Origin of the sequence: Candidatus Phycosocius bacilliformis (genome assembly GCF_003112735.1) — a bacterium.
GTDB lineage: Bacteria > Pseudomonadota > Alphaproteobacteria > Caulobacterales > Aquidulcibacteraceae > Aquidulcibacter > Aquidulcibacter bacilliformis.
This window is the reverse complement of the sequence record NZ_BFBR01000001.1, coordinates 648,092-669,532: the sequence shown is the minus strand read 5'-3', so window position 1 is coordinate 669,532 and position 21,441 is coordinate 648,092. Positions and strand designations below refer to the sequence as shown.

18 protein-coding genes are annotated in these 21,441 nt (G+C 57.7%); 7 read left to right on the top strand and 11 right to left on the bottom strand.

Annotated elements, in window-relative coordinates:
* Nucleotides 1-26: 26 nt before the first annotated feature.
* The gene (locus PbB2_RS15995) at nucleotides 27-188 is read right to left on the bottom strand and encodes a hypothetical protein (RefSeq protein WP_192576138.1); all 162 of its coding nucleotides are present in this window, start codon (nucleotides 186-188) and stop codon (nucleotides 27-29) included.
* 41 nt (nucleotides 189-229) lie between these two features.
* Between PbB2_RS15995 and rpsD the strand changes: the two genes are divergently transcribed.
* On the top strand, nucleotides 230-850 hold the full coding sequence (gene rpsD, locus PbB2_RS03155) for a 30S ribosomal protein S4 (protein ID WP_108983804.1): 621 nt from the start codon (nucleotides 230-232) through the stop codon (nucleotides 848-850).
* An 83-nt stretch (nucleotides 851-933) separates the two neighbouring features.
* Here rpsD and grxD read toward each other — a convergent pair whose 3' ends face one another.
* A complete protein-coding gene (grxD, locus tag PbB2_RS03150) occupies nucleotides 934-1,263 on the bottom strand; it encodes a Grx4 family monothiol glutaredoxin (RefSeq protein ID WP_108983902.1) in 330 nt (109 codons plus the stop codon).
* 329 nt (nucleotides 1,264-1,592) lie between these two features.
* Between grxD and PbB2_RS03145 the strand changes: the two genes are divergently transcribed.
* Nucleotides 1,593-3,443 (top strand): PPC domain-containing protein, encoded by a 1,851-nt coding sequence (locus PbB2_RS03145; protein WP_192576137.1) that lies wholly within the window; start codon nucleotides 1,593-1,595, stop codon nucleotides 3,441-3,443.
* A gap of 4 nt (nucleotides 3,444-3,447) precedes the next feature.
* On the opposite strand, the gene PbB2_RS03140 is transcribed toward PbB2_RS03145, so the two are convergent.
* Nucleotides 3,448-3,681, bottom strand: coding sequence for a BolA/IbaG family iron-sulfur metabolism protein (locus PbB2_RS03140; RefSeq protein ID WP_108983802.1), 234 nt, complete (start codon nucleotides 3,679-3,681; stop codon nucleotides 3,448-3,450).
* Between the two features lie 117 nt (nucleotides 3,682-3,798).
* The gene (gene purL, locus PbB2_RS03135) at nucleotides 3,799-6,012 is read right to left on the bottom strand and encodes a phosphoribosylformylglycinamidine synthase subunit PurL (RefSeq protein ID WP_108983801.1); all 2,214 of its coding nucleotides are present in this window, start codon (nucleotides 6,010-6,012) and stop codon (nucleotides 3,799-3,801) included.
* A 191-nt stretch (nucleotides 6,013-6,203) separates the two neighbouring features.
* Between purL and PbB2_RS03130 the strand changes: the two genes are divergently transcribed.
* Complete coding sequence (locus PbB2_RS03130; protein ID WP_238164824.1) at nucleotides 6,204-7,583, top strand: hypothetical protein; 1,380 nt, start codon at nucleotides 6,204-6,206, stop codon at nucleotides 7,581-7,583.
* 5 nt (nucleotides 7,584-7,588) lie between these two features.
* On the opposite strand, the gene PbB2_RS03125 is transcribed toward PbB2_RS03130, so the two are convergent.
* Nucleotides 7,589-8,380, bottom strand: coding sequence for a 3-hydroxybutyrate dehydrogenase (locus PbB2_RS03125; protein WP_238164823.1), 792 nt, complete (start codon nucleotides 8,378-8,380; stop codon nucleotides 7,589-7,591).
* Between the two features lie 144 nt (nucleotides 8,381-8,524).
* Between PbB2_RS03125 and PbB2_RS03120 the strand changes: the two genes are divergently transcribed.
* On the top strand, nucleotides 8,525-8,938 hold the full coding sequence (locus PbB2_RS03120) for a DUF350 domain-containing protein (protein WP_108983799.1): 414 nt from the start codon (nucleotides 8,525-8,527) through the stop codon (nucleotides 8,936-8,938).
* A 6-nt stretch (nucleotides 8,939-8,944) separates the two neighbouring features.
* Nucleotides 8,945-9,844, top strand: a complete 900-nt coding sequence (locus PbB2_RS03115) for a S1 family peptidase (RefSeq protein WP_108983798.1) — start codon at nucleotides 8,945-8,947, stop codon at nucleotides 9,842-9,844.
* Between the two features lie 6 nt (nucleotides 9,845-9,850).
* On the opposite strand, the gene trxA is transcribed toward PbB2_RS03115, so the two are convergent.
* From trxA to PbB2_RS03090, 5 genes are all read right to left on the bottom strand, one after another.
* Nucleotides 9,851-10,171, bottom strand: a complete 321-nt coding sequence (gene trxA / locus PbB2_RS03110; RefSeq protein ID WP_108983797.1) for a thioredoxin TrxA — start codon at nucleotides 10,169-10,171, stop codon at nucleotides 9,851-9,853.
* 25 nt (nucleotides 10,172-10,196) lie between these two features.
* Entirely contained in the window at nucleotides 10,197-13,706 is a 3,510-nt protein-coding gene (gene addA, locus PbB2_RS03105) for a double-strand break repair helicase AddA (protein WP_192576135.1), read from the bottom strand.
* Nucleotides 13,703-16,756 (bottom strand): double-strand break repair protein AddB, encoded by a 3,054-nt coding sequence (gene addB / locus PbB2_RS03100; protein WP_108983795.1) that lies wholly within the window; start codon nucleotides 16,754-16,756, stop codon nucleotides 13,703-13,705. The genes addA and addB overlap by 4 nt, the downstream gene beginning before the upstream one ends.
* Nucleotides 16,757-16,800: 44 nt before the next feature.
* A complete protein-coding gene (gene pyrF / locus PbB2_RS03095) occupies nucleotides 16,801-17,703 on the bottom strand; it encodes an orotidine-5'-phosphate decarboxylase (protein WP_108983900.1) in 903 nt (300 codons plus the stop codon).
* A gap of 79 nt (nucleotides 17,704-17,782) precedes the next feature.
* Entirely contained in the window at nucleotides 17,783-18,304 is a 522-nt protein-coding gene (locus PbB2_RS03090) for a methylated-DNA--[protein]-cysteine S-methyltransferase (protein WP_238164822.1), read from the bottom strand.
* A gap of 158 nt (nucleotides 18,305-18,462) precedes the next feature.
* On the opposite strand from PbB2_RS03090, the gene PbB2_RS03085 reads away from it, so the two are divergent.
* A complete protein-coding gene (locus tag PbB2_RS03085) occupies nucleotides 18,463-19,923 on the top strand; it encodes a DNA-3-methyladenine glycosylase 2 family protein (protein WP_108983898.1) in 1,461 nt (486 codons plus the stop codon).
* A 4-nt stretch (nucleotides 19,924-19,927) separates the two neighbouring features.
* On the opposite strand, the gene cpdR is transcribed toward PbB2_RS03085, so the two are convergent.
* On the bottom strand, nucleotides 19,928-20,287 hold the full coding sequence (cpdR, locus tag PbB2_RS03080; protein ID WP_108983794.1) for a cell cycle two-component system response regulator CpdR: 360 nt from the start codon (nucleotides 20,285-20,287) through the stop codon (nucleotides 19,928-19,930).
* 187 nt (nucleotides 20,288-20,474) lie between these two features.
* On the opposite strand from cpdR, the gene PbB2_RS03075 reads away from it, so the two are divergent.
* The gene (locus PbB2_RS03075; RefSeq protein ID WP_192576134.1) at nucleotides 20,475-21,404 is read left to right on the top strand and encodes an N-formylglutamate amidohydrolase; all 930 of its coding nucleotides are present in this window, start codon (nucleotides 20,475-20,477) and stop codon (nucleotides 21,402-21,404) included.
* The last annotated feature ends 37 nt before the right edge of the window (nucleotides 21,405-21,441 follow it).

Below are 21,441 nucleotides of genomic sequence, written 5' to 3'. Positions count from 1 at the left end.
AATATAGTTGAGCATTGAACTAAATGTCAAGCGGGGCTTATGGCTGTGCGTCCTGTGCCGTAAAACTGCCCGCAATCCTTGACTTTCCAGCCTCGATCCCGTTTAAGCGCGCCTTCCTGTCGGTCTGGTCCTGCCAGTGCCGAGGAAATATGGGTGATGGGAATCCGGCCATTGAAATCGCGACACATGGTGTGTCGCCCGGACCGTCAAAACTGAAACTGGACGAACAATGTCAAAGCGCATTGCTGCGAAGTATAAAATCGATCGCCGTTTGGGCGAAAATCTCTGGGGGCGTCCTAAGAGCCCCGTCAACAAGCGGACTTACAAGCCCGGCCAACACGGCCCGACCGCGCGTCCGGCAAAAGTGTCGGCCTTTGGTGCTCAGCTGCGCGCAAAGCAAAAGCTGAAGGGCTATTATGGCAATATCACGGAAAAGCAGTTTGCCGGCCTTTATGTCGAAGCCGCCCGTCGCAAGGGCAACACCGCTGAAAACCTGATTGGTCTGTTGGAATGCCGTCTGGACGCATTGGTCTATCGCGCCAAATTCGTGCCGACCGTGTTTGCTGCCCGTCAATTCGTCAACCACGGCCATGTCACCGTCAATGGCAAGAAGGTGAATATTCCTTCCTACCGTCTGCGCGTTGGCGATGTGGTGCAAGTGCGTGAAAAGTCCCGCACGATGGCATTGGTGCTTGAGGCGCTCGATTCGCCTGAGCGGGACGTGCCTGACTATGTCGAACTCGATGTGGGTGCCATGAAGGCCACTTTCCTGCGGGTGCCTGAATTGGCTGACGTGCCTTATCCCGTCAAAATGGAACCCAACATGGTTGTGGAATATTACGCCTCGTAATTCCGCCCAACGTGTTAAAGGAAAAGCCCGCTCGATCACCGAGCGGGCTTTTTTGTGCTCTGATAATCAGCTTTTGTTGCTGATCAGGCATCCAATGCGACACCAGCATCACTCAAGACCTGCTTGAGCTCGCCAGTTTCAAACATTTCCCGGACGATGTCGCACCCGCCAATGAATTCGCCCTTCACATAGAGCTGGGGGATGGTGGGCCAGTTGGAATAATCCTTGATCCCCTGGCGAATGGCATCATCGGCGAGAACATTCACATCCTGAAAATCCACGCCGACATGGTCGAGGATTTTCACCACCGTGCCCGAAAAGCCGCACATTGGCATGCGTGCGGTGCCTTTCATGAATAGAACCACATCATTGGTTTTCACCAGATTGTCGATAAAGGCCTGTGCATCGCTCATTTCGGATTTCCTTTCCTGTGCGGCGTCTAAAGCCAGCGCGGTCATTCTGTTTGATCATCATGGTTGATCCACATGACCCGTGGCGTCAATGTTTGTCCAATCAATTCACCCTGACGCCAAACAATCGCCCTTAGAGCTAGGGATTAGCAGGGCCGCGGTCAAGGTGAGGGCTCTGCCCCGAAATTGCCAAAGAGGCTTGTCAAACGGGATTGCCGCCTTTCGGAAAAGGTGCGTATGCTTACAAAATGCCAGTTTGTGCTGGCGCGGCCTCGGTCTTCACAACCTTGGTTGTTCACTGTTCCAGGGAGCTACGTTTTCGTAGTCCGTACATGTCCAAAACCTGGCTTTATTCCTTGTCCTTTCTGGCCCTCCTCGCTGGCGAACCTGCTTTAGCGCAGCAAGGTCCGCCTCAAGTCACGCTTGGCCGAGCGATGACCAGTCAGCTTGGCCCTGAAGATCCCAAGTTGGATAGTGACCAGAGTAGCTATGAAGTCTATCAGTTGCGCGCCACGCCCGGTCATGTGGTCAAAGTGCAGGTGGAAACCGATGATTTTGTGCCCTTTCTGTCGGTCGGAGATGCCTTGACGGAAGGTTGCGAAAACTGTCGGAGCGACTTGGGTTCCCCGGCAGTGGTTCAGGTGGTTGTCCCTGCTGACGGGATCCTGCTGATTAGCGTGAATGGCTATGAAGCAGGCGACAGCGGTTCGTATCGGCTCTTGGCAACGGCCGAAGCGCCAACACCCCTTTCCGCCCAGCCAGTTACATTCGGGCAGACAGTGTCGGGTACCTTATCGGAATCAGCCGGTATTACCGCCAGTGGTGAGCGCGCCGTGGCCTACGCTGTGCGTTTGCCCGCCGGGCAAAACGTTCAATTGGCGGCGACTTCGGATGATTTTGACCCAAAGCTTGAGCTTTATAGTCCTGCGGGGGCCAAAGTTGCCGAAGATGATGATGGTGGGCCGGGTGTTTCTGCGCGTATTCGCTACCAAGTTCCCAGCGCCGGGCTTTATCAGCTCCGTGTATTGGCCGTTGGCTCGCCCGCTTCAGGCGGCTTTCAACTAACAACCGGTAATCGCCCTCCTGTGGTGCCCATGCCAGCGCCACGGCCTCTATCGATCGGGCAGACAGTTTCGGGAAATATCACCTCAGCAACGCCATCTTATGAGCGCGATGGCGAGGCGGTAACGGCAGTGCGCTACGCCTTGCCCATGGTGGCTGGCCAAGTCTATCGGATGACCGCCATTGCCCCGGATGGCAGTGATCTGGACCCGAAAGTCGCTGTCGGTAAAGTCGATTCCAACGATGCACTCGATTCAGTGTTGAGTGATGATGATGGCGGCGGTGGCCGCAACGCCAGCTTACGCTTCAGGCCTGAAACCACGGGTACCTATGTGGTGGAGGTTCAACGAGTATCCAATACGACAGGTGCTTATCGGTTGTTGGTGGTCCAGTCCGCGCCTGATCGCCCAGCTGGGTCACCTCGGACAGTGGCACTTGGTGATGGTGTCAATGATGTCTTGCGCGATGGCGATGCACGTGACGGGGAGAATGATACCCTCTATCGCGATTATCGGGTGACACTGAAAGGCGGTGCTCGGTACGTCTTTGACGCAGAAAGAGCTGATGAGTCATCGCTTGATCCTGTTATGGCGGTGCTTCAGTCCGAAGGGGGGCGGCAGACGCAGCTGGCAACAGATGATGATGGTGGCGAAGGCCTAAATGCGCGCATTCGTTTCGTGGCCCCCAAAGATGGGACCTATCTGGTGCGGGTGCGGGCCAATTCGAGCAATCAAGAGGGGGCTTTCCGTTTCAAAGTGTCAGAAGCGGCCCCATTGGTCACACCACCTGCGCCGAGCGCGATCACCATCGGCCAAGTTGTGCGTGGAAACCTTGATTCTGGCGACCCAACCCGCCAGGACGCCTATTATTACGACCGATATGTCTTTTCAGCCCAAGCCGGGGAAACCTACGAGATCAGCGCGGAATCAGACGATTTCGACATTGAAGTCGGGGCCCGTCAGTTTGATGGCGAGGATTATGTGAGTGATGATGACGGCGGTGAAGGAACCAATTCCAAGCTGAGCTATACGGTGACCATATCCGGCAGACAGGTGATCCGTGTCACCAGCGTCAATGACGGTGCGACAGGCAGTTACCAGTTGCGGGTGGTGCGTCAGTAAGCCTTTAGGCCTTCACGCCGGTCTCCAGCGCCAAAGCGTGCAGCTCGCCGCCCATTTTGCCCTTTAGGGCCGCATAAACCGCTTGGTGCTGCTTGACCCGGTTCAAGCCAGCAAACGCTTGGCTTTTGACAATGGCCTTATAATGATCACCATCACCCGCCAGATCGATGATCTCGATCTCGGCGTCTGGAAAGGCTTCCAGGATCATCGCTTGGATATCTGCAGCAGCCATAGGCATGGCGGTCTCCTTTAATGGGTCAGGACAGGGTCTGTCAGGGCTTATTGGATGTTATGTGCCGCAATCAAAATGACAACGGGCAATCATTGGGTTCAATCTGAGCCCAATCTGCGCAATTTAGGCCATGAAGGCAGGCATCCAGCCTTCATGGGCTTGTTTCAGGTCGTCAATGTCGATGGCAAACAGGTCTTGAACTGCCAGCTCGCAACCACCAGCGGTGCCTAAAGGTTCGCAAGCGATGTTTTCTGCCTCCAATGCTGCAAACACGTGATCGGCATGGGTCGGATCGACAATCAGGAGATAGCGGGCCTGATCCTCGCTCAATAAAGTCGCCTCGGCACTCAAGCCTGCCGGTAAGCGCAGCGCCAAGCCAGTGCCGGAAGCCATGGCAATTTCAGCGGCTGCCACCAACAATCCGCCGTCGGACAAATCGTGGCAGGTACGGATATGGCCGGCTTGAATAAGGGCGCGGATCTGATCGCCGGTGCGCCGTTCCAGCACTAAATCAACAGTTGGTGGAGCACCATCCTCGCGACCCCAAATTTCCCGCAGCGCCAGGGTGGCACCCAGATTGTCGGTGGTGGTGCCAACCAGAATGACCATATCGCCCAGACGTACATCACCAAAGCCAACCCGTTTGGTATGGTCACGCAACAGACCTACCCCACCGATCGCAGGGGTTGGCGGGATCGCTTGGCCGGAGGTTTCATTATAGAGGCTGACATTGCCCGATACGACCGGGAAGTCGAGAGCACGGCAGGCCTCGGCCATCCCATCGGTGGCGAGAACAAATTGCCCCATGATTTCAGGGCGCTGCGGGTTGCCGAAATTGAGATTGTCGGTGATGGCAATTGGGTCGGCCCCAGTGGCAGTTAGGTTGCGCCACGCTTCGGCAACCACTTGCTTGCCACCTTCATAAGGGTTTGCTGCGACATAGCGGGGTGTACAGTCACAGCTGATCGCCAAGGCCTTTTGCGTGCCGTGAATCCGCACGATGGCGGCATCAGAGGGGGTGGCGCTGTCTTCCAGCGTATCGGCCATGACATGGCGATCATATTGCTCCCACAACCAGCGCTTTGATGCCCCATCCGGGCAGCTAATCAGTTTCAATGTGGTGGCGGCCCAGTCTTGGACCGGGGCCACATCCACACTTGTTACCGGGTTTTGTGTGGGCGGGGCGACCCAAGGCCGGTCATAATTGGGAGCATCTTCACTCAACGGGGCGACTGGAATGTCGCAAACCACATTGCCATTCCAAGTCAAAACCATCCGGCCGCTGTCTGTGGTGCGGCCGATCACGGCAAAATCAATGTCCCATTTGCGCATGATGGCTTCAGCCTCGGCTTCACGACCAGGCTTTAGAATGGCCAACATGCGCTCCTGGCTTTCCGACAGCATCATTTCATAGGGCGTCATGCCGGTTTCGCGCACCGGCACCTTGTTCATATCAAGTTCGATGCCGAGATATTCTTTGCCGGCCATTTCGACCGAGGATGAGGTAAGGCCCGCGGCCCCCATATCCTGAATGGCCTCAATACTGTCCGTCGCCATCAGTTCGAGACAGGCTTCAATCAACAGTTTTTCGACAAATGGGTCACCGACTTGGACGGTCGGGCGCTTTTCTTCGCTTGATTCATCAAACTCCGCACTTGCCATGGTCGCACCATGAATACCGTCACGGCCGGTCTTGGAGCCAAAATAGACGATGGGGCTGCCTGCCTTTGCACCGCGGGCATAGAAAATCTTATCGGCGTCTGCCAAGCCCACACACATGGCATTGACGAGGATATTGCCATTATAGCCGGGGTGGAAATTGGTTTCCCCGCACACTGTGGGCACACCCACACAATTGCCATAGCCGCCAATCCCGGCGACAACACCGGATACCAGTCTCCGGGTCAATGGATGGTCGGGGCTGCCGAAACGCAGGGCATTGGCAAGGGCAATCGGACGGGCACCCATGGTGAAGACGTCACGCATGATGCCGCCAACCCCGGTCGCTGCGCCCTGATAGGGCTCAATGAAACTGGGGTGATTATGGCTCTCCATTTTGAAGACTGCGGCCTGACCATCATCAATGTCGATGACCCCAGCATTTTCGCCAGGTCCTTGAATGACGCGCGGACCCTTGGTGGGAAACTTCGCCAGATGGCGGCGTGAGCTTTTGTAACTGCAATGCTCCGACCACATAACCGAGAAGATGCCCAGTTCCGTCAGATTGGGCGCACGGCCCAGCCGATCAAGAATGATCGCATATTCGGCCTCAGATAGGCCATGCTCGGCGACCAAGGTGGGGGTCATGGGGGGTTCGGCAGATACAGCTTGGGTCATGCATGCTGTCTAGCGCGGCTTGGCTGTGGTTTGAAGGGCAAAGCGCCCCTTATGGTGCAGTGGCTTTAAGGGTGTCTGTCATTGCACTTGGCGAACAAGCCAAACCGGTTCTAGATCAGGCAATTATGTCATCGAGTGACCGTGAACCTGTACCAATTGAGTCAAGGCCTATGCCCGGCCCCCGGCTGGGTATGGGGTTAGTGTCCTTGGTGGCCCTGTTCGCGTTTGGGTTAGGTGTGGCCGCTGGCGGGGTGATTCTGCCCTATTTACGCGCCACTGTGCCGGCCGACGTGAGCATACCCAAAGCGGTTTCAACCCAGCCCCAGCCAGACAATTTGGTCTCGATTCTGCCTCAAACCATCATGGCTGAGCTCGCCCATGACCAAGAACCGATCTCAACAAATTTGTCTGTGGAAGCCTTTTTGACAGACATTGAGCTCAAGGCGATCCGACAGGGTCTGGTGGCCAAAAGGTCGGCGGTGGCCACGGGCTCTGGCTATGAAATACGTTTTGTTTTCAGCGCTAAAGCGGGCAAATCGGTGACTCTGCCCCGTGCTGGTCCGCTCTTGCTGCGCTTTCAACCTGGCCCCCAAATGGGGACGATGTTGTTGGTTGGCATGTCTCAGGATGGAGAAGACTGGTCCGCAGGTCGACGATTGGCCAGTTTGGTACGCGCCGGAGCCTTGATACCGCCTTTGCCCGCCAATCAACTCTTGACGCCCGCCGGTTTGGTTCATGTCGAGCCTGCCCCTGCAGGCCCGCTTCTTTATCTGGATGGATCCATTGTCTTGCCAAAGGGGGCTGCGGCCAATAGTGGCGCGAGCGCCGATCCTGACCGGCCGCGCTTTCTGGCATTATCTGGAGCGTGGCCACAAGATGGACCCCTGGCCGATTGGGTTTTCGTGGTTTCTGACCTTGGCCGCCCAAGCCCGTGTTCGGCCAAGCTTTATGTCTTGCAAGCTGGTAGTGGCAGCGTGATCGAAGCGCCATTGGGTTTGGCAGGACGTGAGATTCGTCTGACCCATCAGGATAACAGGCTTTTTGTCAGCGGATTCTGCGCGCCAAATGGTTCGCCGATCGATGGGCCGGTCGGACAACTCGATCTGACTCAGGGCAAGTGGGTTTGGCAGGTTAGCGCCAAAAGTACATCGGCCGCCTCCGCGCCTGATCCTGTTGCCGCCCAAGGCTGGCGGCAGACCAGCCCAAGTCGTATCGCCTCACCACTGGGTCCCAAAGGTGCGCTCGCTTCGCTCGCCTGCCGTCCAGATACGGGTTATACAGTGGCACTTTCAGGCCTGCCGGCCCCGACCCAGGGCAATACGGCCAGGATTGAGGTCGTCAGCGGGGGAAAGACAGCCCAACTTGTCATGAATTGGCGGCCAGCAGTGCGCGGCTATGAGGCTGTTGGGCGGGCCCGCCAAGCCGCAACAGACCCGGTGCTAAGCCGCTTTTTGGTTGATGAACCTATTGAATTCAGAAGTCTATCCGGTCGCGTCCGTGTGCCACCGCCGGGACGGGATCAAGTGTCTTCCGTCATCGCTCGCTGCGGCGCCCCGGCAATGGAGCGATAGCGTCCTTATTGAGCTGTCCAGCCGCCATCAATGGTTAGGATGGCACCATTGATCTGTGCCGCTGCATCACTGGCAAGATAGAGCGCAAAAGAAGCAACCTGATCGACGGTGACAAATTGCTTGGTTGGCTGGGCCGCCAGCAGCACGTTTTGGATCACGTCTTCCTCGCTGATCCCGCGGGACTTGGCTTGATCTGGGATTTGCGCCTGAACCAGTCCGGTCAGCACATAGCCGGGGCAAATGGCGTTGCAGGTAACTCCGTCGCGGGCATGTTCCAGTGCGATGGTTTTCGTGAGGCCGACAATGCCATGTTTGGCGGCGACATAGGCTGATTTAAACGGGCTGGCCACCAAGCCATGGGCAGATGCGATATTGATAATCCGCCCCCATTTTCTGTCGGCCATACCGGGTATGGCCAGTCTAATGGTGTGAAATGCCGAGGAAAGATTGATCGCGATGATCTGGTCCCATTTCTCTGGCGGGAATTCCTCAACCGGTGCCACAAATTGGACGCCAGCATTATTCACCAACACATCAAGGCGGCCGAAAAGGTTTTGGGCCAAGGCCATCATGTCCGCGATCTCATCTGGCTTCATCATATTGGCGGGGTGATAGATCACGTCGACCTTGTAGGTGGTGGTCAGGCGCGTGCAGATCGCCTTGATGTCGTCGGTATCGCCCAGACCATTGAGAACCACGCCATAACCATTGGCGGCAAAGGCTTCGGCGATGGCAAGGCCAATGCCGCTGGTTGATCCCGTAATCAGGGCGGCTTTCGTGGAGGTTTGGGACGACATCATGGCTCCATAAACAAGCATTGAGGTAGATCGCATCGCATTGACCAGCGGTCGGCGCGTCTTTCAATTGACAGCTGATGCATTAAGGCCAATTTCATAGGACTGATAGATTTCTGTCAGCTTTCAGCAGGGATAAAGTGTCGCATGGACCCATCATTACAGGCTTTCGTGACCGGTTTGCCTAATTTTCTCCTGCAAGGCGGGGTGGCGCTGGCAATTTGGGTGTTTGGTGTGCTGCTCTATATGGCGATTACACCCCATCGTGAGGTGGACTTGGTGCGCGCGGGCAATAGTGCGGCAGGTCTTTCATTGGGAGGAGCCGCTGTTGGGATTGCGATTCCGATTGCGGCCACTTTGGCCACGTCTCATGCCCTGCTCGACCTCCTGATCTGGGGGGTTACAGCGCTTGTGCTGCAATTGGTGATGTTCCGATTGGTCGATCTGGTGGTGCGTGATTTGTCCAAACGCATTGAGAATGGTGAGATCGCTGCCGCGGCTGTGCTGGTTGGGGTCAAGATTGGCGCGGCACTGCTGACGGCGTCAGCCTTGAACGGCTAGGTCGTCATGTTACGGCGATTTGGTGATGGCATCTTAATCCTTCTGGTGCTGGTCGTGGCGATTGGCTGGTTCCTAATCCAGTCTGCCAGCCGAGAATCAGAAGGTGATGTGCGCTTTAGAGGGCGTTTCATGCCCTATTTTTCAACCCAGCCTGCGCCCCCTGTCGCGAACAAGCCGCCACCGGCTGAACCGATCGGACCTCTCCTGCCTGCACCCAGTCCGCTGGACGATCAATCTGAAGTGGAGGCTCGGCCTGCCGGTCCGTGGTCGAGCGGGACAGCTTTCGCCATTTCCAGCGGTGGCTTGTGGCTCACGGCCCGCCATGTCGCCTTGGGATGTGAGCGGCTGGGTTTGGTCAATGAGATTGATCAGCAATTGGTGGCAGCCAAGCTGATCTACTCCTCGCGGCGGGCCGATGTGGCGATACTGCGGACACAAGGCGGACCGGAACCCTTGGCCTTGGACCTGGATGAATCAGATTTACGACTCGGCACCACTGGCTTTCACATTGGCTATCCGCAAGGCAAGCCGGGTGAAGTGGTTAGTCAATTGATTGGGCGGGAATTGATGATCACAAGCGGGGCGTGGCGTGGGCGGGAAAACACACTGGCATGGGCAGAGGTCACGCGCAGTCGCGGTTTGCGGGGCACATTGGGTGGCCTGTCCGGGGGTCCGGCCTTTGATTCTGCTGGTCGGGTGATTGGGATAACGATCGCAGAGAGCTTGCGGCGCGGGCGGGTTGTTACCACCAGCGCTGATTCCGTAATTGATGCATTGCAGGATGCAGGCTTACGCCCAATTGGCCAGCCAATCGGCACCATTACGACGCAAACACTTGGCGATGAGGCCAGTCAATTGCGCCGCTCGGTTCGAATTGTTCAGGTGGTCTGCTTGCCGCCCGAATAAGGGCGATCAGATGCTTTCGCCAATCCAAGCCGAAATTCGGCTTTTAGCCATCGCACCCACTTTGGTGGACACCACTTGGCCATCCTTGAACAGCATCATGGTGGGGATGCCGCGCACACCATAACGCGATCCCGTGCTGGGATTGTCATCGATATTCAGCTTGGCGACAACCAGTTTGCCGGCCATTTCGTCGGAGATTTCTTCCAGCGCAGGGCCGATCTGTTTGCAGGGCCCGCACCATTCCGCCCAAAAGTCCACCAGAACGGGACCTGAGGCTTTCAGGACGTCCGATTCAAAGCTGTCGTCGGTGATGGCGAGGGTTGGCATCGTATGATCTCCAAGTTTCTGCCTCTTAACTAGGTAACCCGGCAATGGCTTGCAAGGCACTGGCAAGGATTTGATCAGGTAATTCCATCAAGCGCGGCCCATCAGTCCATACAAGCGCACAACGGATCCGCTTGCCGGGCCACCGCCCGCGAAGCAACGCCTGATAGGCTGCCATCTGATTGATATAGACTTGTGCCACCCCCGCCACCGATTGGGGTGGTGGCCGATTGGTCTTGAAATCCAGCACCAGAACCTCTGTTTCTGTCACAACCAAGCGGTCAACAGTGCCGTTGACGACCATATCTTCTGGAAGTCCAGGTCCCCGCCCGACGATTGCCGCCTCTGCCCGGCTTCCCGGGCCGAACAATGGTGCAAATGTCGGATCATTCAGAACCGCGAGAGTTTCAGCCACCATGTGTCGCCGCGCATCATCATCAAGGTCGGCTTCGCGCTGTAATCGGGCCATTGCGCGGCTTGCGCGCTGATCTTCTGGGACATCAGGTAGGCGTTGCAGCAGCTCATGAATAAGCCGACCGCGCAGAAACCGGGTGCGCGCGTCAGGTTGCAAGGGAGACAGGGTCGGTGGTTCTGCGCCATCAGGGGTCAGGGCGGATGGGGCAATGCGTCGGGCCCGCTGCTTTTCGGGCGGTGGCGGTTGATTGATCCAGGCTGGGAGAGCGGCCAGGTCGCGATGAGGATGGATCAATTCGGATTGGGGATCGCCATGGCGACCCCAAAGCCGATAGTCAAAATCATGGCCTTGGCGGATTTCGCCCTCTCCCAGCAATGGCAAGGCCATTTCGAACAACTCATACCAGCTTTTGGCACCCTCCTTCGGCTTGTCTTTTTTGGCGGGATTTTCGCTTGGGCGTTTGCCGGAATGGAAGCCACACAGAATGAGCAGGTCACGCGCGCGTGTCATGGCGACATAGAGCAAACGGGCATCCTCGCGCTTGTCCGCGTCAATTTGGCTTTGGCGAATGTCAGAGAAGAGAGGTGGGTCTTCATTCTTACTGTGTGACCACAAAAAACACCCCAAATCAGATTGGAAGACAGGTGGGCTGCGATCACGGGCTCGCGCGCTGGTGGTATCTGGCAGAATGACAACTGGCGCTTCCAGCCCTTTGGCGGCATGGATTGTCATGACACGAACACCCTCGCCGCCCTGTTCCATTTCCCGCTTGATATCGGCCGCATCGGTCTCAATAGCAGACAGGAAGCCATGCAATGTTGGGGTCTCCTGACGACCATGGTTTAGGGCCCGTCCTAAGAAGGCCTCCACAGGCTCACGCGCTTCTTGGCCCAATCGCTCGATCAGCAAGCGCCAGCCGGTTAAACCGCCCAGCCCCGGTTCTTCCAGAATAGCGGCAAAGAATTCATAGGGCGGCAAATGCCCTGCCCGGTTCAAAAGCTTGTGCAGGAAAGCCGCGGCGGCCACATGGTCGGGATTGGTGCTGGCTTGCAGCCTTTGCCAGATTGATGTCTGGCCGCGGTTCCACGCCAATGGAAACAGATGATCATCATCATCCACCAGACCACAAAAGGCCCCCTTCAAGACACAGGCTGTGTTGAAATCATCCTGCGGCAGAAGGGCAAATCGGCCCAAGGCTATCAGGTCTTGGATCGCAGGGTCTTCAACAAGTTTCAGTCGATCAGCCCCAGCAACCGGGACTTTGTGGTATTTCAAGCGTTTGATCAGCTGGTGGAAGAAGGAGCCACGCCTCTTCACCAAAATCATGACATCACCGGCTTGCATCGCCCGCATGCCGTTGGGCCCGCCAATGGCAAAGCCATTGGCGAGGCGGGCCTTCAATTCAAGTGCGATACGCTCGGCGAGCCGGTTTCGGCTTGAGTCCTCTCGTTCGATATTGAATGGATGATCCCAAGCTTCCGGAGTGCTGGCCTTATCGCCCGGCATGGTTTTCGGCCAGAACTCCACCGCGCCAATATAATCCTGACGGTGGGCGATGTGGCGGGTCCGAAAGGCATATTTGCGTTCAAATGGTGCGTCTGCTGGGGCTTCGGCAAGCACGGGAACCTGACCCAATGTGGCGTGCGTCCAGACCGTATCAACAGCATTGAGAACCATTTGGCAGGAACGGAACGAGAGTTCAAATGACACGCTGGCCCGATGCATGGCCCAAGGACTTTCTGTGGCCTCAAATTGCGCTTTTTCGTCGAGGAAGCGCTCTGGCCGCGCACCTTGGAATGAGTAAATCGACTGCTTCTCATCGCCGACGATAAAGCGCGTGCGCGGTGGCTGCGTGGCTTCTTCTTCGAGCGCCGAGAATAAGGGTTCCAGCAAATCCCATTGTTGGGGGTTGGTGTCTTGGGCCTCGTCGATCAGGACATGCGCCAGACCCGCGTCGAGCTTGTACAATACCCAAGCCGCTGCCCCGTCACCGGCACCCAATAGGTGCGAGGTCTTGATCAACAAATCGTCGAAGTCGAGCGCCCCAATTTCCTGCTTGATCTGGGTCCAGGCTTCTTGGAAGCTATAGGCTGCTTGGGTCAGGGCCAGTGACCGGTCATAAAGGCGACGTCCACAAATTTTGGCTTCGGCGGCGGTGAAGAGTCCGCCCAATCCCGTGTGAGGATCAAAGACCTTGCTGACAATGACGTCATCCTTAAACGCTGTCGAAACCGGGCGCTGACGGGGCTCGCCCTTTTCGGTGCGCACGATGCCGCGCCACGCTTCCCACCGGGCATCTGGATCTTGAAGCGCGATGAGCTCTCGCAAGCCAGCGGCGGTAGATTTATCGTTGGCCACGCCTGTCTCCAGACGGGCGGCGGCGTCGGCAAGACTCGTCAGATCAAGATCATTGAGGGCCGCGTCACGATACGCTTCGGCAGGAAGGGCCGGGTCAATATCCAGCTTGGTCGCAAGACGGGCAGCAATTGTGGCAAAATCAGGCTTGGTCGGCAGCGTTGCGCCAGCATTGGCCAAAGCCTCTAGGATCAGCGATCGATCATCATCCAGACTGGTTAGACGCGCCAGAGTCAAAAAGGCCTCTGGTGTCTTGGTGAAGGCACGCTCGAAGGCATGAGCCTGCAACTGACGTGCGGCGGCGTCTTCCAGCACGGTGAAACCGGGTGGCACACCGGCTTCTAACGGGAAGCGTTGCAAAATGGTTTGGCAGAAGCCGTGGATGGTCTGGATTTTCAGGCCGCCTGGGGTTTCCAGCGCCTTGGCAAACAGCGCCCGCGCGCGTGCCAAATAGGTTGCATCAATCTCGCCAAGTTCCGGGTCGAGATCTCGAAGCGCTTTGGTTAAGGCCTGGTCAGGTGAAATTGTCCATGAACCCAATAGCCCATATAGCCTGGTCTGCATTTCCGCGGCGGCGGCTTTGGTATAGGTCACTGCAAGAATGCGGGCCGGGTCTGAACCGCGCAGCAATAGACGTGCAATGCGATCAATCAGGACCTTGGTTTTGCCTGCCCCTGCATTGGCGCTGGCCCAGATCGACAGATCGGGTTTGGCAGCGAGCTTTTGATTGATAATCGTGAGATCAAGCATGGGAGAAGGCAAACTCATTCGCCATCCTCCGCATTGGCCCATTCGGCCCGTCGTGACAGCCGATCTACCGGATCTTCATAGGTCGCCTTTTTGATGAAACTGACCCGCGGCTTGGGCAAATAGGGGCGCGCGGCATCATGATAAAGAGCCGACAGTTTGAGCAATGTGGCCTCTGCACGTTGGATGAGATCCTCCATGCTGAGTTCTGCTGCGAGCGCAGAGACATTGGTGGGATTCTTGATGCCGATATGGATATGCATCAAGCCGGTTGGTCGTTGGATGGCGCGCTCGTCAAAGCCAGCCCGGGCGGCGATTAAAGCCAGAACAGGCATTTGGGGCGACATTAGCGCGCCGACTTCTTTGGCCGAGGGCGGCTTGCCACTCTTATAGTCATAAATCTCAGTGCCACCGGGGCCCACGTCAATCCGATCAGCCCTCCCCTTCAAGGTCAAAGGTCCTTCAGGTGTTGGAAGTGCGTACGTGCCGCCTTCCTCAACCAGAATCCGCCAGCCATCCTTGATTTTTGCGGCTAATTGGTCGGCCAGAAAGGCAATTGTGGGGTCGAGCCTGGCCAATTCTTTTTGCAGACTGATGTCGTCATAGCCATGGCTTACAAGGGCCAGCCTCAAAGCCTCGCCCAACGCGTTGGCCGGATCGTCAGGCAGGTTTTCATGCCAGTCAGCCACAATCTCGAAGCCTTTGTGCAGGGCGTTTCCGCGCACACTGCTGCTGATCGGCCCACCAAGTGGATCAAGCGCACGAAGGCTGAGAATTTTCTCGACATAGGTGCGATAGGGGTCGCGAATCCAAGTCTCGATATGGGTTGCGTGGAAATGGCGGGGACGGGCCTCGACAGGTGGCCGAGGGGCGGGGATGGCCTTGAGAGGATCAAAAGTGCGGCTGGGCGCATGTGCACGCAACAAACGTTTTAAGGCTGACCCTTGAGCCAGTGCATCTGCGGCTTCTTTCTCACCGAGGGCACCACCTGCCAAAGTCTTGAGGCGCCAAAGCCAGCGTGACGGAACGGCCGGGGCGTCCTTGCGCCTTGCGGATCGGGTGAGGATGACACGGGGTGCGGCTGAAAACTGGGCGAAATCATGCGCCGAAAGGCCAATCCGGCTATCGGGGGATGGCAAGCCCAGATGTTGGCGCATCGGTCTGGACAGAAACGGGTCTGGTGCGGCGGGCTGCGGCCAGACACCTTCATCAAGCCCACCCAGAATAACTTTATCAAATTGGAGAAGCCGGGCTTCCAGCGGACCCAGAATAGCCAGCCGCGGGTGGGTGCCGCGTGGCCGTACCACAAGATCCGCCATCAGGTGCAAAAGTGTGCGTGTTATGGCGGGTTGCGGGACGGCTGGAAAAAGGCCGCCATGTTCCATCAGCCTCGACAAGAATCGCGCCACGGATTCGCCGGCCTCCCCACGCCAGAGACTGTCCGCACCTGTTTGTGTATCGGTAGCCGCTAACGCCTCGGCGAGCCGCGCCAGACTTTGGGCGACATCTTGCAAGCTGCCAGCCAATGGTCCGGCTGCTTGATGACATGTGGCCAGATCGCGCAACAGCGCCAACCCATCATCAAGGGTCACTGGCTCTCCACGCAGCTCAATTTTGGGCCAGTAGTCCGGCTTCAGCTTGCCCAGTCGCGTGATCATGGCGGCCAGTGTGCGATCCCGGCGCGGGCCCCTTAACGCGGCGACCTCAATCGCGCCCGCCAGGGCCCGGACACGGTCGCGCGACCGCCCGAGACTTGTCAGTGGGTGGCCCAGTAGAGCACAAAGCTGCACCGGATCGGATGGATCTGCCGCCCAATGCAACACTTGTTGGAGGAAACTTCCCACAGCAGTATCACGCAGGGGTCGACCCGATGAAATATCGACCTTGATGTCCCAGCGCTGGAGCTTTGCGGCGACGCGCCGGGCGATTTCGGCGCTGGGGGTTACCAGAGCAGCGGTCTTATCAGGACTTTCCAAAGTCTCGCGCATTTCATGGGCGATCAGATTGGCCTCTTCATCCTCGCTATCGGCTTCGATTAATGTGAGGCCCTCCAGTCCTTGGCGGATCGTTGCGCTTCCCAGATCGTGGATGCGCGAGGGCCAGTCGGCAGTATTTGCTTGTGGGGTCAGCGCTTCGCGGATCACGCTGCGGCGATGGGCAAGAGCCTCGCTTTCGATTGCGCCTGGCAGGACTGCAACAGTGTCGCGTGCTACACCAACAGATTCGATGGCCTCCGCCATGGCCCGCTGGGGGTGTTGGTCGTCATGGCGGGCTGCAGCCCATGCTGCCTCGGGCATGAGTGTATCCAAGCCCGGCAGGATCACCATGCCACGTGGCAAACGCGATACCAGATGCATCAGCTTTCGCGTGACAGGCATCGACCCGGTTGAGCCCGCCAACACCACGCTGTCCTGTGGTGGGGAGGTTTGCCAACGCTCAATCAGTGCTTCGACATTGCGGCGTTGTTGAACGCCGGGGTCAATTTGGCCGGTGCTGGCCAGATAAGCCGGCCAAGCTTCGGTGACGATCGACAAAAATGTTGTGGAATGCTCCCAGTGTCGGGCCAGTTCATGGCGGGTGACGAGTGTGCTTAATCCCGACCAGTCAAAGTCGCCACCCTCTGGTGCCATCATGGCAGCTGAGTCGAGCAGATCGGCGAGCGCATCAGCCGCCATCAGAGCCGAGGCTGGATCGCTGGACCAATCGGCATGGCTGTCACGGGCCTGGATCAGGCGGGCGAGGATCAGTCGCCTTGCCAACGGATCGATGGCGGGTGGCGCATCCAGATCAGCCCCCAAGTCGCCCAGACCTGCGTCTTCAGGGTCCAAGTCGCCTAAGGTGCGGATGCGCGGCAGCAAGGTGGCCGAATGCGGACTGGCAGTCAGAAAGGCTTGCGACAGGCCCCGCGCTGCACGGCGGGTTGGCAACAGAATGATGGCGTCTGAAAGGCCAAAAGGTGCCTCCTCGCGATGAAGATCTTGCAGCAAGGCTTTGGCCAATGCGTCGAGAAACGAAATGGCCGGGGGAATGGTGAAGACCCGTGGAGTTGGCGTGTCGAAAAAGGGGGTCATTAAGTGCCGGTTCCTGGCGATTGAGGTGCGCTCCGAGTTTCGGCCTAGCGGCCCCCTGCGACAGAAATGGACGCAGACCGCAACTCCTCGATGGCTTGGGTCAGATTGTCGGCAAAGGCGGTGTTCCAGTCGGCCAGCGACGTGGCATTGGCCGCAGCCTGGCTATAGAGGATGGCACGCGAGGATGAGACCACCCCACCTTCTGGACCTGCGGGACCCGGAACCAAGCCAGCGAGTGCATCGCGCGCGGCTCCGCCCTGTGCGCCATAACCGGGGACGAGAAACAGGCTTTTCGGCAATAAGGTGCGCAGGCGGCGGGCTTCATCGGGCCAGGTTGCGCCACAAACCACCATCAGCGCGGAAAAACGGCCTGTTCCCATAAGGGCCGTTTCCAAGTGTGCCAAACGCTCGCCCACTCGAACCCAAAGCGGGGCTCCTTGGCAATCCAAGTCTTGGAAATCCTGTGCGCCGGGATTGGATGTGCGCACCAGAACGGCAATGCCTTTTCCGTTTTGACGGGCGGTATCGGCAAATGGTTGCAGGGAGTCCAGGCCGAGATAGGGGTTTACGGTGAGGCAGTCACACGGCGTTGGCGCTTTGTCACCGAGGAAGGCGCGGGCATAGCCATCGGCCGTGGAGCCGATATCCCCCCGCTTGGCATCCAGAATGACCAACAGACCTCGATCTTGCGCCTGTTGAGCGAGCCGCGCCGTCAATGCCACACCCTCAGCACCCCAGGGCTCAAACAAACCGATTTGCGGCTTGACGACCGGAACTTTGCCGGCGACCTGATCTATCACCGCCGAAAAGAAGCGCTCCAACGTGGCAAGTTCTCCCCGTGGGCCGAAAAGGGCGGGGATCATATCGATGAAGGGGTCAAAACCAACGCACAAAGGTGTCGCGAGGGCGCGGGTGCGGTCGGTCAGGCGGTCGCCAAAATGGGTCATGGCGTGATCCATAGGCGATCTTCCCGATTTTGCCCAGATGCCAAAACGGCAATCTCGGATTGACATGGCTGCGTTCGGTTCAGACCAATTGGTGTGGCCAAGCACCTTCATGGGCCAGCAGGAATTGCTTGCGCGCCATACCGCCGCCATAGCCAGTTAATGCGCCATTGGCTCCGATGACGCGATGGCAGGGTATAATGATGGCGATTGGGTTAGCCCCGTTGGCGAGGCCGACCGCCCGCATGGCGTTGGGATTTCCGATATAGGCCGCCAGCTGACCGTATGACCAGGTTTGACCTGCCGGAATTGCCCGCAAAGCCTGCCAAACGCTCCTTTGAAAATCGGTGCCGCCAAACGCCACAGGCAGTTTGTTCAAAGCGCTAATGTCACCGTCAAAGTAACGCAGCAGGGCGTCGGTATAGACAGGATGGGAATCGACTTCGTGGATCGTTATAGCAACGCCGGGATAGAGACGCGCCAATAATGTGTTCATGCGGGCGCGATGATCGGTCCATTCCAACAGCCGAATGTGATCATGATCATCCGTCATCAGCATCATGGTGCCGGTCGGTGTGTCGAGATAGCTTTGCGTCAACTTCATGGGCAGTTCCGTTTGCATGGATCTATTCTAAATGATGTGTGCCTGAAACCCTGTGTTTGGCTAGCGGAAATCGGACGTGGCGGTTCATCACGTTGCAGCCCCGGCATCCATGTCCGAAAACCGCTAGACTGCAAGCGATGTGGGTGCCATGGATGGCTATGGACCTCGATCATGACACCTGCTTTCGCATTATTTCCGCCCGCGATGCGCGGTATGACGGGCGGTTCTTCACCGCCGTCAAGACAACAGGGATCTATTGCCGACCCGTGTGTCCGGCGCGGGTGCCGCGGCGTGAGAATGTGCAGTTTTTTGCGACCGCTCCAGCGGCCCAAGAGGCTGGGTTTCGGCCATGCTTGCGCTGTCGGCCTGAGACAGCGCCAGATACCCCCGCTTGGAGGGGAACCTCAAGCACGATCGGTCGCGCATTGCGCCTGATTGAAGAGGGGGCTTTGGACACCGGCAGTGTGGAAGCTTTGGCAAGCCGCCTAGGCGTTGGTGGACGTCATTTGCGTCGTCTATTCCTGAAGCATGTCGGTGCAAGCCCTGTGAGTGTGGCTGTCACGCGTCGGGTCTTGCTTGCCAAGCATCTGCTGCATGAGACGGAATTGTCGATTACCCAAGTGGCTTTGGCGTCGGGCTTTTCATCGATCCGCCGCTTCAATGAGGCTTTTTTGGATGTGTTCAAGCAGCCGCCATCATTGTTGCGGCGCGAAATTGGAGCGGTCACAGGCGGGCAGGCGGGGGCTGAGTTACGGCTGCGGCTGCGGTATCGGCCGCCATATGATTGGCATGCGATGTCAAGCTTCTTGGCGGCGCGGGCCTATCATGGTGTTGAAGTGGTCAATGATGGCACCTATCGACGCAGTTTCTGTGTTGATGGACGGATTGGACTTTTGGGCATTTCGCCGGGTTCGGGGAACTGGCTGGATGTGGATGTGAAGGTAGAGGATGTCTCCATTCTGCCGCGCATCATCGCCCGTGTGCGGGAGAGTTTTGATCTGGCGGCTGACCCCGATGTGATCGCGGCGCACCTTGGCTCGGATCGAGATTTGCAAGCGGTGATTATGCGCCGACCAGGCTTGCGCGTGCCGGGTGCCTTTGAGCCTTTCGAAGTCGCTGTTCGGGCCATTTTGGGCCAGCAGGTCACCGTAGGGGCGGCCATCAAATTGGGGTGCCAGTTGGTTGCCCATCTTGGAGACCCTTTGCCGCCAGGCTGGGGGGAGGCGTTTGGTGTGACACGGCTGTTCCCGACGGCATCGGCGATAGCGGGATCAGATTTGGGATTCTTGGGGATGCCGCGGGCGCGAGTTGCATGTCTTAAGGCATTTTGTGCAGCCTATTTATCTGCACCGGATTTCTTTGGCGACGATGGTGAGGTGGTTCTGGAACGCTTGCGGGCAATTCCGGGCATTGGGTCGTGGACAGCCAGTTACATTGCCTTGCGCGCGTTACGGAACCCAGATGCGTTTCCCGCTGAGGATGTTGCCTTGGCGCGCGGCTTGACAGGGCCTGATGGGATCAGACCGAGCAAAGAGGTGGTTGAGGCTCGCGCGCAAAGTTGGCGGCCGTGGCGGGCTTATGCGGCCCAGCATATCTGGACAGAGCTGGCTGCTGCCTGATTGGTCAGGCAGCCATCACCTTTTCCACTTCGGCGACAAGTTCGCGCAGATGGAATGGCTTGGACAAAACTTTCGCCTTGGATGGGGCTTGGTTGGCGGGGTTGAGCGCGACAGCGGCAAAGCCGGTGATGAAAACGATCTTCATAGCTGGATCGACTTCTGCGGCCCGGCGCGCCAGTTCCACACCATCAACGCCTGGCATGACAATGTCGGTGAGCAATAGATCGAAGCCCATGGCGTTGAGTGCTTCCAGCGCTTGGTCGCCATCTGGGAAGTCCACGACCACATGGCCTGCTTTATTAAGCGCAGCAGCGAGGAACGTTCGCAGGGAATCGTCGTCTTCTGCTAAGAGTATTCTTGCCATAACGGCCCCACTCCAGTTGTGATTTGACCCTTCCTTCGCGCAATATGGTGAAGGCGAGGTTGACAAGTCCGCACAGGTCGCAATTTTTCCACATGCTAGCGCAGGACGAACACGGGCGCGAGTCATGGCAGTCAATAGACAGTGATAAGCGTGCGCCGGCATGCCAGTTGGGCTTGGGGGAGGCAATATGGACGAGGAAGCGGCGCCAGAAGGCTTAAACGGGTCGGGCGCTGGGGCAGGTTTTGACTTACAGCAGGGGGCCGCGCTTAGACCTGGACCGTTTCGTCTGGATGTTCCAACCGTGGCGCGCGCGGGATTGATTGTGTGCTGCCCGCATTCGGGTCGGTTTTATCCCCATGATTTGTTGCAAGTCAGCAAGCTGAGCGAGATGGCGTTAAGGCGCTCAGAAGATGCCTTTGTGGATGAGTTGATGGCAGCTACGGCTGAACTGGGCGGCCACTTATTGGCGGCCGTTTACGGTCGTTCCTATGTTGACCTCAATCGCGCACCTGACGAGCTTGATCCTGAACTTATTGGCGCAATTCCGGCGGCTCTCAAGCGGGTGCCAACTGCGCGTGTACTCGCAGGTCTTGGTGTGATCCCGCGCACTGTGGGGGAAGGCGTGGAGATTTACCGCGGACGATTGTCTTATGATGTTGCTGAAGCACGTTTGTCTGAGGTGTATTTCCCCTGGCACGCCCAGATTCATGCACTTATTCATCAGGCTTTGGCTGCGTTTGGGCAGGCCGTTATGCTTGATTGTCATTCCATGCCTGCGGCCGCGTCAGGTTTGCATGAAAGTGATATCGTCTTGGGTGATCGCTTTGGCGGTGCATGTGCGCCGATCCTGATGGCGGAAGCGACACGTTTTCTGAAAGAGGCGGGATTGCGGGTTGCGCGCAATAATCCCTATGCGGGGGGGTATGCGACTGAACATTATGGCAAGCCCGGTCAGAACCAACACTGCTTGCAAATTGAGATTAATCGCTCGCTCTATATGGTCGAGGGGGCCATGACAAAGCGACCCGCGTTTGAATCGGTTGCCGCAACCATGGCTGGTTTGGTTGGCCATATTGTCGATGTTGCTGAAAGCCTTGCGTTGAAGCATGCCAGCTGATCGGCGGGATCGTGGCCAAAAAAGGGCCGGGCACGAA